The organism is Streptomyces sp. NPDC027962 (assembly GCF_055566095.1).
In genome coordinates, this window is sequence record NZ_JBVHTA010000041.1 from 40,989 (window position 1) to 52,471 (window position 11,483).

The 11,483-nt window shown below is 73.6% G+C and carries 7 protein-coding genes; 6 read left to right on the forward strand and 1 reads right to left on the reverse strand.

Going from position 1 to position 11,483, the window contains the following annotated elements; translation table 11 throughout:
* Positions 1-234: 234 nt before the first annotated feature.
* Entirely contained in the window at positions 235-975 is a 741-nt protein-coding gene (locus ACZ4SA_RS29550) for a hypothetical protein (protein WP_468280581.1), read from the reverse strand.
* Positions 976-1,552: 577 nt separating this feature from the next.
* Between ACZ4SA_RS29550 and ACZ4SA_RS29555 the strand changes: the two genes are divergently transcribed.
* The 6 genes from ACZ4SA_RS29555 (at position 1,553) to ACZ4SA_RS29580 (ending at position 11,463) form a co-directional block, all read left to right on the forward strand.
* Positions 1,553-1,945, forward strand: a complete 393-nt coding sequence (locus ACZ4SA_RS29555; RefSeq protein ID WP_468280583.1) for a hypothetical protein — start codon at positions 1,553-1,555, stop codon at positions 1,943-1,945.
* 417 nt (positions 1,946-2,362) lie between these two features.
* Entirely contained in the window at positions 2,363-2,533 is a 171-nt protein-coding gene (locus ACZ4SA_RS29560) for a thiazolylpeptide-type bacteriocin (RefSeq protein WP_031128743.1), read from the forward strand.
* A gap of 544 nt (positions 2,534-3,077) precedes the next feature.
* Positions 3,078-5,204, forward strand: a complete 2,127-nt coding sequence (locus ACZ4SA_RS29565) for an AfsR/SARP family transcriptional regulator (RefSeq protein ID WP_468280585.1) — start codon at positions 3,078-3,080, stop codon at positions 5,202-5,204.
* Positions 5,205-5,349: 145 nt separating this feature from the next.
* Positions 5,350-7,680: a TOMM precursor leader peptide-binding protein gene (locus ACZ4SA_RS29570; RefSeq protein ID WP_468280587.1), complete on the forward strand. Its 2,331-nt coding sequence runs from the start codon at positions 5,350-5,352 to the stop codon at positions 7,678-7,680.
* Positions 7,670-9,754: a TOMM precursor leader peptide-binding protein gene (locus ACZ4SA_RS29575; protein ID WP_468280589.1), complete on the forward strand. Its 2,085-nt coding sequence runs from the start codon at positions 7,670-7,672 to the stop codon at positions 9,752-9,754. Before ACZ4SA_RS29570 ends, ACZ4SA_RS29575 begins: the two co-directional genes overlap by 11 nt.
* Before the next feature lie 53 nt (positions 9,755-9,807).
* Positions 9,808-11,463, forward strand: a complete 1,656-nt coding sequence (locus tag ACZ4SA_RS29580; protein WP_468280591.1) for a nitroreductase family protein — start codon at positions 9,808-9,810, stop codon at positions 11,461-11,463.
* The last annotated feature ends 20 nt before the right edge of the window (positions 11,464-11,483 follow it).

Genomic DNA, 11,483 nt, shown 5'->3' on the forward strand with positions numbered 1-11,483 from the left:
CACCCCCTGTTCTCCAACACCCCTCCCCCCCCCCCCCCCCCCCCCCCCCCCCCATCCCCCCCCCCCCCCCCCCCCCCCCCCCCCCCCCCCCCCGCTACGGGTTCAACCTGAGTAGGGCGGGATGCGAGTGGCTGCATGTCGACTTCGAGGCCGATCCGAGGTGGTTCTCCTTCGACGTTCATCCCACTCTGAACCGGACGCGCCGAAAGGAGAACACCCGGATCAGTTTTTCTTTTACGGAGTGTCGCATCCCAACTCGTGGGTGCGTGTTACTCGGAAGCGGCCAATGGGTTCTGCCCCCTCGATCGGCTTGGTCTGTGCGGGCTGCCAGTTGGGCCACTTCTCCTTGAAGTCACCTGGCCACTGGTAATTCCTGATGATGCTTCCGGTTGAGGTGGGGATTTCGTAAACGTAGATCCAGAAGTCCCGGTCGTCCTTCTCGTTGCCGACGTAGTACTTCTTCACCCGCCACTGATCGGCGTGCACTTCGTCGTTCTCGGCCTGCCGGAAGTTCATGAGATTGTCGGCCGGTGAGCCGTCCTCGTCGTTGGCGTGGGCCACCCATACCTCGGTCCCCGGCGTGATCGTTCCGGTGCCCGAAACAGGGAGGCAGAACGGGACCCTGTCGCCGTCCTTGAGGACGTCCACCTTGAGGTCCGACTTTTCCTTCGTCGTCGCCTCGCCGCCCGGGGTGCCTGCTTGCGCCGGAGGATCGTCGTCCAGCCCCACCAGTCCGGGGTACTGGTGGGCGAGCGACACGGATAGGGCCAGACCGACGATCACGCACACGAAACCCAGTGACGCTTGTCTGATATTCAGATAAGAACTCAGTGTCCAGTAGACCGTGGTGTAGACAAGGGCTCCCGAGAGTACGACGGAGAGCCAGACCGGGGCCCCAATGAAGACCGCGACGAGGCAGCTCACCACACCCGCTGCTACGCCCAGGTACTGAAAGCGATTTACTGTTGACGGCATAGGGTCTTCTTATCGCGCACGAGCGATTCCCGTATCCACAACGGCATTTCCACCGGCCACCCCAGCCATATCTGGTATAGCGTACGACTCGGTGATGGCCTCAGCGACGATCGGATGCAGGTCCTCCTCCGTCGCACCGGCGTCCTGGCCCCCGGGTCCACGGCCGCCTGCACGGAGCCGCCTGCCACGCATGTCTCTTCGCCGCCGAGACCTCGTGCGAACGGGGCAACCACTACCTGGACCGGGCGTTGCTCGTCGAGACCCTGGCAGGGGGCCTCGGGGCCTTCCTGCCATGAGCGGCAGGCTTCCCGTGCTCCTCTCGGCACTCGCGAAGCGCCTGCCGTCGCACCGCATGGCAGACCTCCAGCGCCACCTGAGCATGGCGGACGGTCCGTCAGACCCTCTGCTCGACCGATGGGCCGCAGCTCATCCGGCGGCGGGTCTGTCCTCGCAACTGAGCTCGGCGAGAGCCGCCTGGCGGGACGAGGCGTCCGGCCTGTCCGGATCGGCCCTCGCGCTGGCTCTCGCAACGGCAGGCGCCTGCGAGGAGCCAACGGAACCACCCGCAGAGCTCGTCGTGAGCGGTCCGACGAGCCCCGCCGTTCCTGTTCTCCTCACCAGTGGCATCGCCGTCGACGTCATCCGTTCAGCATGCGATTCGCTGCTCATCGCGAGCTTCGCGGCTTACGGGATACCGGAAATCGTGACGGAGCTCCGTGCAGCCGCTGCCCGAAAGATTCGCATAGACCTGCTCCTGGAGGAGTCCACCTCGGCCGCACAGGCCTTCGACCGGCTCCACGGGCAGGTCCACATCTGGCACCGCGCGAATGCCTTCGCCGGCGGCAGCCTGCACGCCAAGGTCATGGCGGCCGATCGCCGAATCGCCCTGTGGGCAGCGCGAACCTCACGCATCGCGCACTCAGCGACAACGTGGAGATCGGCATCATCCTGCACGACCCGCGCATCGTGACGCGGTTGGTGGACCACCTGCGCTGGCTCATGGGAGCCGAAGGCGTCACCCTGCGACCCGTTTGAACCCTCGCCACGAATCGCGCGGAGGTACGCGGTGGCCTCTGCCTGGACAAGTCCGCTGCCGCGACTGCCGGCTCGAGGCCCAAGCCGAAGCCGAGGCAGAGGCCGCCTGACCGGTCCGTGGCCGCATCCCGCTGCCGACGGCACGGGCTCGCGCGCCGGACCGGCCGCACCGACCCCGGGCGAGCCCCAGGCACGGCGGATCGGTGGCCGTGGCGCGCTGGTGCGGCGTGCCAGCGGGATGCAAGCGGGAGACGTGCCGAACGGTGAGCGGCAGGCGCTGGAATGGAGCCGTATCCACACGGCGGGTCATGGGCCACCTCGGCCCGTCCGCTCCGACTCATCGGGAGGCACCATGAACAAGGACCTGAGCACCCTCGCGGACGAGATCCTCGAGCTCGAGGCCGAGACCTTCGAGATCTCCGACTACTCGGACGCCAGCGAGGTCGTGCTGGCCGGCTGCACGAGCACCAGCTCCACCTCGACCTCCAGCTCCACCTGCAGCACCACCTCCTGCTCCGCCTGACCCGAGCAAGAGCACGAGTACGGGCGCGCGGGTGCGGCATCGGCGCCCGGTTCACGCCGCCTTCCGGGGTGGGCGGGAACCGGGCGTTTCCCATGCCCGGAACCGGCCGCGCCGGCTGCGGGCAGCACGAGACTGCTGTGACTTGAGAGAACAGTGTGACAGGTTTGCGCGAACGTCGGTTTTCTTACGAACGCGTGCTGGGCCCATGAACGATCCGGAGCGACGCCCACATGGCCTTTCATCTGCGGTGATGCTTCTCAAGTACCGCTCCATGGGCTCCGCTTGGCCGAAACAGGCCTCTCCCGCGTTGCGCCGTCCCCCTTGACCGGCGTTCTACGCAGGTAGAAAACTCACCACTGCCCGCAAGACCAAATGAGGTCGTCGAAGACGACGTCATGCGTGCTCCATCCTGCCCACCCCTGACGGGAAGGCCGGGAACCTCTGCGCAAGCCACCGCCAGGACCAGGGCGGATACGGTGGCAGGGGACCGCTTTCCCCGGGGTGCCGTGCCAAGTCGGCAGGTGTTCTTCAACGGGGGAACTCGGTGCGTTTTCAGCTGCTCGGACCGCTCAGTATCGCTGACGGGCATGACGTGGTCGTCCTTCCGTCGGCCAAACCGACATCGCTGCTCGCGGCGCTGTTGATCCGTCCCGGCGAGGTGGTCCCGGCGGACCGGCTCCGTCGCGCCGTCTGGGGGGAAGAGCAGCCGGCGACTGCGAAGGCGGCCCTGCAGAGCTGCGTCCTGCGACTGCGCCGCCTCTTCGCGAAGTACGACATAGAGGAGCATTCGGTGGTCGCGGTCGCCGGAGGCTACCGCCTCCCGGCCGACGACAGCACGCTGGACCTGCTGCACTTCCGCCGCCTGGTGTCGGAGGCGGCCGGGGCCGGGGAGTCCGAACTGCCCCTGCTGCGCTCGGCGCTCGGCCTGTGGCAGGGACCGCTCCTCGCCAACGTCCCCTCCCCGCTCCTGCATCGCGACGAGGTGCCCCGGCTGGCGGAGGAGCGCCTGCGCGTGCTGGAACGCGCCTGCGAGATCCAGCTGGCCCGGGGGCGGTGCCGCGAGGCCCTGGTGGACCTCTGGGAGGCCACCCGGGCGCACCCCCATCACGAGGGTTTCGCCGCCCAGTTGATGCGGGCCCTGTACCGGGTGGGCCGGCAGACCGAGGCCCTGGCGGAGTACCGCCGAATCAAGGCGCACCTCCGGGACGAGCTGGGTGTCGACCCCGGCGCGGAGCTGCAGAGCCTGGAACTGGCCGTCCTGCGCGGCGACGAACCCCGCGACCCGGTCGTCGAGGCGGCCTCGCTGACGCCGACTCCGCACCCCGTGCACCCGGGGCATGTGCCACATCCGGCGCCCTCGACGGGCGCGGCCACGGCGCGGGAGGGAGCCGGTGTTGTTGTTGGTGGTGGTGGTGGTGTTGGCGCCGACGATCGGCACGCGGCCGCCGCCGGACGGCACGAGGCCCCTGCCGCCGAACAGTACGAGGCCGGTACCGGCGGGCGGTACGAGCCCGGTTCGGGAAGGCGATACGAGGCCGGTTCGGAAGAGCGGTACGCGTCCGCCACCGACGAGCCGTACGCGGCGGCCGTCACGGGCGGCTCCGTCCCACCTCGCGGCGGGCAGCCGCCCCTTGGCCCGGCCGGCCCGCCGGAGCCCCGGCTGCCGCACGTCCCCGGCTTCACCGGTCGCACCCGCGAGACCGCCGACCTGGTGGGCCATCTGAAGGGCGGCGGCCGGGAGGACGGGCGGGCGGGCGCCGCGCCCGTGGTCGCGGTGGTCTCCGGCGGCCCGGGCATGGGCAAGACCGCGCTGGCCCTGCACGCCGCTCACCTGGTGACGGACTTCTTCCCCGCGGGTGGCGTGCTGCTGCCACTGACCGGACCCGACGGCGCACCGCGCACCGCTGCGGAGGCTGCGGCGGAGCTGCGCTCCGTCCTGCCCTCCGGCGCGTCCCGTGGGGAGTGCCTGGTGATCCTCGACGACGCCGTGCACCCCGACCAGGTGCGCGGGCTGCTCGACATGACGGGCTGCGGGGCGTTCGTCGTGACCAGCCGCATGGGGCTTGCCGCTCTGGTCGCCACGCACGGCCCTGCGGTGCTCCAGCTGGACGCCCTGTCGCCGCGGGAGTCCCACGCGCTCCTCACCACCGTCCTCGGCGCCGAGAGGGTGGCGGCCGAGGCGGAGGCCGCGCGGGCCCTCGCCGGCCTGTGCGGGCACGTCCCGCTGGCCCTGCGTATCGCGGCGGCCCGGCTGCTGACCCGGCCGAAGCTGCGGCTGACCGACTGCGCGGCCTGGCTGCGGCGCGACCTGCCCGCCCGGCTGGCGCTGCCCGACGACCCCCGGATGTCCGTGCCGCTGGCGCTCGACGGGGCCCTGGGCCGGCTGCCCGCCCGGCTGGCAGAGGCCCACCTGCGCCTGGCACGGCTGGACGGGCCGATCACCGCGCCCGCCGCCGCCTCCGCGCTCGGCCTTCCCGAGGCCCGTGCCGAGGAGCTCCTGGAGCGGCTCCTCGACACGGGGCTGCTCGACGAGGAGCAGCCGGGGACCGTCCGTATGAACGGCCTGTTCCGCGCCCATGCCCTGCGCACGGCGGCTCGGACCGGCGAGGCACCGCGGGCGGTCTCCGCAGGGACACGTACACGTCGCGCGCTTCCGTCCGGAGCCGCCTGATCGCCTCGACCCCACCCGGGGAAACGGCCCCGGCCCGCCCGGACCGAACCGCGAACGCCCCGCCCCTTCCCTCCCCTCACCACCCGTTCCTGCCCGTCCAGACCCGAGCGGCCGACAGGCCCCGCCCCGGAGGTGCGACCCCCGCATGCCCACGACGCCGTACGAGGAGACCGCCGACACCCGGCCCAGGGTGCGCCGCGACGTGCTGTTCACCGAGACGCCCACCGGCGTGGTCTTCCACAACGCCGACGGGGGTTTCCAGCTCAGCTCCCCGTCCGCCTACCGGTTCGCCACCCTCCTGGTCCCCCACCTGGACGGCAGCCGGACCGTGGGCCAGATCTGCGCGGGCTTCAAGGACCCGCAGAAGGCCATGGTGGGCAGCCTCGTCAAGGCGCTCTACGCCCGGGGGTTCGCCCGGCCCGTGCCCGATGCCGGCGGGCCGGGGTCGGGCACGCCGGTGGACCCGGTGGTCGCCGCCCGCTTCGGGCAGCAGATCGCGTACGTCGACCACTACGCCGACGGCGCCGAGAGCAGGTTCGCCGCGTACCGGGGCACCCGTGTCGCCGTGCTCGGCGACGGCCCGGTGGCCCGCTGGTGCGCGCTCTCCCTGATCCGCAACGGCTGCGCCCGGGTCGGGGTGGAGGCCGCTCTGGCCGGGAACCCGGCCACCGCCGATGAGTTCGCCGCGCTCCGGGCGGAGGCGGCCGAGCTGACCGCGCAGGGCAGCCCGGCCGAGGTGGCCGTGCTGCCCCGCACAGAGGAGGCCGCGGGCGTACGGGCGGGCACCGGGAAAACCGCGGGCGTAGGGGTGAGCACCGGGCGGGGCTGGGACGCGTACGACGGGTACGACGTGGTCGTCGCCGCCTGCGGCAGCGACGCGTTCGGCACCGCGCTCGCCCTGCTCCGCGAAGGCGTCCCCGAGGGGCGCGTCCTGCTTCCCGCCTGGACCTTCGGAAGCCGGGCGGTGGTCGGGCCGGTCAGCACCCCGGACACCGAAGGCTGCCTGGCGTGCGCGGCGCTGCGGCTCGGCGCGACGGGCGACCCGGCGGTCGCGGCCGACGTGTGGAGCGGCCTCGCCCTGGGCGGCCGGCCGGCGAACGGTCCGCGCGGCCCGCTCGCCGCGATGCTCGGCAACCTGCTCGGCTACGAGGTGTTCCGGCTGGCCACCGAGGCGCTGCCGGCCGAGACCCGGGGTCAGGTGCTGCTCCAGGACATGGCCTCCTTCGACGTCCTCGCGGAGCGACTGCTGCCCCATCCGCGCTGCCCGTTCTGCCGGACCCGGCCCGGCGCCCCCGAGCCCGTCGACCTGACCGCGGCCCCGGAGCGGCCCGCTTTCCAGCCGGTCGTGGCCGCCGCCCCGGACGACGGCGCGACCGAGGGTCCGCTCGCCGACCTCGACCGCCACTCGCTCGCCGTCCGGCCGTCCGTCGGGGTGTTCACCCGGTACGCCGACGAGCCGGTGACGCAGACCCCGCTGAAGGTCGGCGCCGTGGAGGTCGCCCTGGGCGCGGCCGGCACCCGTACGGTGGCGGCGTTCGACGTCCACCACACGGCGGGCGCCCGGCTGCGGGCTCTCAACGCCGCCGCCGAGATCTACGCCGAGCACGTCGTGCCCGCCGTCACGGTCCCCGGTGGCGCCTCCCCCGAAGACGCTCCGGGGCCGCTTTCGCGGGTGGAGCCGGACCTGCTGACCACGGCCACCGGAGCCGGGGGCGATCCGGTGGCCTCCTGGACCCTCGCCACGTCGCTGCTGACGAAGGAGCAGGCGTTCGTCCCGGCCGGTGCCGTGCGGCCCTTCGGCGGCGACAACCAGGACCGCCGGTTCGAGCCGTCGCGCGCCGGGTGCGGCGCGGGAGACGGCCTCCCGGAGGCCGCCGCGGCCGGGCTGCTGTCCGCGCTCACCCATGACGCGCTGGTGCGGTCGGTGCGGGGGGCCGGGCGGAGCGCGGTGATCGCGCCGGACGCCTTCGGCAACGACCCCGAGGCCGTGTTCCTGCTGCGCTCGGCGGGGCATCTCGGGCTGGACGTCGAGCTCGTCGACCTCGGGGAGACCGGCTGCTCCGGGGTGTCCGTCGTGCTGGCCAGGACCCGGCCCGCCGACGCGGACGAGCCGGTCCGCTGGGCCGCGGGCGCCGCCCTGGACCTCAGGGCCGCGGCCACCGACGCCCTGCGGGACCTGCTCGGCGCGGTCCAGCTCGCCGCCGAGGGCGTGCTGGGCGCGCCCGACACCGGGGATCCGCTGCTGGCCGACCTCGACGCGGCCCTGATACCCGTCACCGCCCGGGCCGGTGACGACGAGGACCAGGACGGGCCGACGGGCCGACGCCCGGCGGCGAACTGGGCGGAGGTCCTGGAGCGGCTCGCCGCCGCCGGGCGCGACGCCCTCGTCGTGCCCACCCACGCGGCCGACCTGCCCGCCGCGGGCCTCCACACCGTGCGGGTGCTGCTCACCAAGGAGGCGGACGATGACCGCTGACCTGGTCGAGGTTGCCGTGGGCGGGGCCGGGGAGCCGCGGGATGAGGCGTGCCACCTGTTCGCCATGGAGCTTCGGCAGGCCCTGGCGGAACTGCCGTGCGAGCCGCGCCACCCGCTCCCGGGCATCACCGTGCGCGCTCTCGGGGTGGGCGACGCCTTCACCGGCCCCGCCCTCGGCGCCTCGCACTCCACGCTCCCGGTGCACCTGTACGGCCGGCAGGTGATGGTCGGCCCGTGGCCCGCCGCCGACGGGCGGGCCGCCGGGTGCGGCGAGTGCCTGCGGCGCCGCTGGCAGGGGGTGCGGTCGGTCGGGCTGCGCGAGGGTCTGGAGCTGCGTGGCGGCACCCGGGAGGCGGGGCCGTGGCCGTACGGCGTGCCCTACGCCGCGCAGGCCGTCGCCGCGCTCATCGCCCGTCTGGCCGCCGAGCCCCGGGACGCCCGGGGGACCTGGGGTGCCCGGGACGCCCGGGGTGCCCAGGGTGCCCAGGAGACCCAGGGCGAGCGGCGCGAGCGGCGCGGTGGGGGTGACCGAAGCGGTGGTGGTGACCAGAGAGTTGGGGGTGACCGGCGCGCCCCGTTCCCCGACGTGTGGCTGGTGGACCTGGAGGACCTGACGGTGCGACACCACCCGCTGGTGCCGGAGCCGGACTGCCCCGGCTGCGGCACACCCGAACCGGTGACCGCCGAGGCGGCCGCCCTCGTGCTGCGGTCCGCGCCCAAGTACCGGCCGGGCGTGAGCCGGGTCCGGCCGGTGGACGCGTACGGACTGCCGGTGGACGCGTTCGCCAACCCGCACTGGGGGGCCGTAGGGCCGTCGGTGGTGTGCGACGTCACCTCGCCGACCACCTCGGCCACCGTGGGCTGCTTCTCCAGCCGTTCCGGCGACTACCTGCGGGAGACGTTCTGGGGCGGGCACGCCGACACGTACCACGACAGCGTCCGCATCGGCGTCCTGGAGGGTCTGGAGCGGTTCGGCGGGATGCGCGCCCGGGGCCGCGCCGTCTCGCTGACGGCCTCCCTGGAGGAGCTGGGGCCGGCCGCCGTGGACCCTCGCGAGACCGGTCTGTACGCCGACGGCTTCCACCGGGCCAACCCGTGGGTGCCGCCGTTCACCCCGGACCGCCCCATCCCATGGGTGTGGGGCTGGTCGCTGCGGGACAGGCGCCCCCGCCCCGTCCCCGAGGTCCTCGCCTACTACCACAAGCCGGGGATCGAGCACCGCTTCGTCCAGGAGAGCTCCAACGGCTGCGCCTCCGGGGGCAGTCTGGAGGAAGCCGTACTCGGCGGCCTGATGGAGGTCCTGGAGCGGGACGCCTTCCTGCTCGCCTGGCACGGGATGCAGCCGCTGCCCGAGATCGACCCGGCGACCAGCGCCGACCCGCGCACCCGGTTCATGGTGGACCGGATGGCGATGTACGGGTACCGGGCGAGGTTCTTCGACACAAGGATCACCTTCCCGGTCCCCGTGGTCACCGCGGTCGCCGAGCGGTTCGACGGCGGGACGGCCCGGATGTGCTTCGGGGCGGGGGCCGCGCTCGACCCGGAGGCGGCGCTCGCCGCCGCCCTGTGCGAGATCGCCACCGACTCGGTGCAGCTCCTCCAGCGCTTCCGGCGCGACGAGACGGCGTACCGCGCCATGTCCGAGGACTTCGGGAGGATCACCAGCCTGCACGACCATCCGCTGGTCTACGCGGTGCCGGAGATGGGCCGGCACGCCGACTTCCTGCTCCGCCGCCCCTCTCCTCCCCCACCGGTGCGCGTCGCCGACCTGCGCTGGGCCCGCGCCGACGGCTCCGCGCCCGACGTGCGGGACGACCTGCTCGGCGCGGTGGACGCCGTGACGTCCGCCGGATTCGACGTGGTGGTGGTCGACCAGACCGCGCCCGAGCAGCACGCTCTCGGCCTGCACACCGTGAAGGTGCTGGTGCCCGGGCTGCTTCCGCTCGACTTCGGCTGGACGCGGCAGCGCGCCCGTCACATGCCCCGGACGCGCACCGCGCTGCGCGAGGCGGGCCTGCGGCCGTCCGACCTGACCGAGACCGACCTCAACCCCGGCCCGCACCCGTTCCCTTGACGGCCGTCCGAACCCGGCGCGAGTGCGCCAAGAACCGAGGAAAGGGGGATCTTGTGGGATACGCCCACGAGTACGCGCACGCCATCCTGCATCGCGGCCGCGTCCCGATGGAGCCCACCGACCATGTCGTGAACTGGGCCGACGGCCCGCGCAAGGGCAAGTACTACCCACACGCCGCGGCGTACGCGCTGCCCGGCACGGAGGACCTCCTCGACGTGCCGATCGCGCCGGGCCTGCTGCCGGGCGACGCGCCCGGGGAGCGGGTGGCCCCGGAGGCGGCGGCCGGGGAACGGGCGGTCCCCGGCGGGCCGCCCGGCTTCAGCCTCCCGCTGCTGTCGGCGATGCTGCAGGACTCCTACGGACTGACCGGGCGCCGCCTCGGCGTGCAGGCCAACACCGACCTGGCCGGGCTGCCTTACTACACCCACGCGAACTGGTCGCGCGGCACCGCGGGCGGCGGCGGGCTCTACCCGGTGAGCATCCACTGGGCGTCCGGCCCCTCGGGCCCCCTCACACCGGGTCTCCACTACTACGACGTCCACCGGCACGCCGTGCAGCGGCTGCTGACCGGCGACGTCACGGGCCCGGTCCGCGACGCCCTGGGCCCGAACGCCCCCGCCGGGGCCCTGGACACCGACCAGTACCTGGTCCTCGGCGTCAAGTACTGGCAGAACTCCTTCAAGTACAACAGCTTCTCCTTCCACGTGGTCTCCACCGACATCGGCACCCTGGTGCAGACCTGGCGGATCTGGGCGGCCGCCCGGGGCCTGACCGTCGCCCCGGTGCTGTGGTTCGACGAGCCCCGGCTGAACGGGCTGCTCGGTGTGCCGGGCGAGCAGGAAGCGGTGTTCGCCGTCGTGCCGCTGCGCTGGGACGGGCCGGCCCCCCGCCGGGACGCCGGGCGCACGGACCCGGGCCACCGACCGGCGGTCCGCCACCGGGACGTCGAACGCTCCCGTAAGCTGCTGCACTTCGACGCGCTGCGCGACATGCACGCGGCCACCCTGGAGGGCGCCGCCGACCGGCCCGCCCCCGGCGCGCTGGCCGCCGCCGCGGCCCGCCCCGTCGAGGCGGGCGGCACACGGGTGGCCCTGCCCCCGCCGGCCTTCCCGGAGACCGGGGTCCGCCGGGCCCTGCGCGAACGCCGCTCCAGCTTCGGCCGGTTCGACGCCCGCCGCCGGCTCGGCACGGCGGACCTGTCGGCGGTCCTGGCGGCCTGCGCCGCGACCCGCCTGGGCGGCGACACCGACCCGTCCGGCGAGACCCGGCCGGCCAGGCTCTACGTCTTCGCCAACCACGTGGAGGGCGTGGAGCGGGGCGCGTACGTGTACGACCCCGACCGGGGCGACCTGCGGCTGGTGGCGCCGGGCCCGCAGGGCTCCTTCCTTCAGGAGAACTACTTCCTCTCCAACTACAACCTGGAGCAGGCCGGCGCCGTCCTCGTCCCCACCGTGCGGACCACCGCCGTCCTGGACGCGCTCGGCGACCGCGGCTACCGGCTCGCCGTCGGTACCGCAGGAGCCGTCTCGCAGAGCTTCTACCTGGCGGCCTCCGCGCTCGGTCTGGGCGCCGGGGTGGCGCTGGGCTTCGACAACGTCTCGTTCGTCGAGCGGCTCGGGCCGGCGGACGGCGACGAGGCGCCGCTGCTCATCATGGCGCTCGGTCACGAGCGGCCCGAACCCGCCGACTTCCGGCACGAGATCGCCTGACGGCCGCGGAGGAACCCACC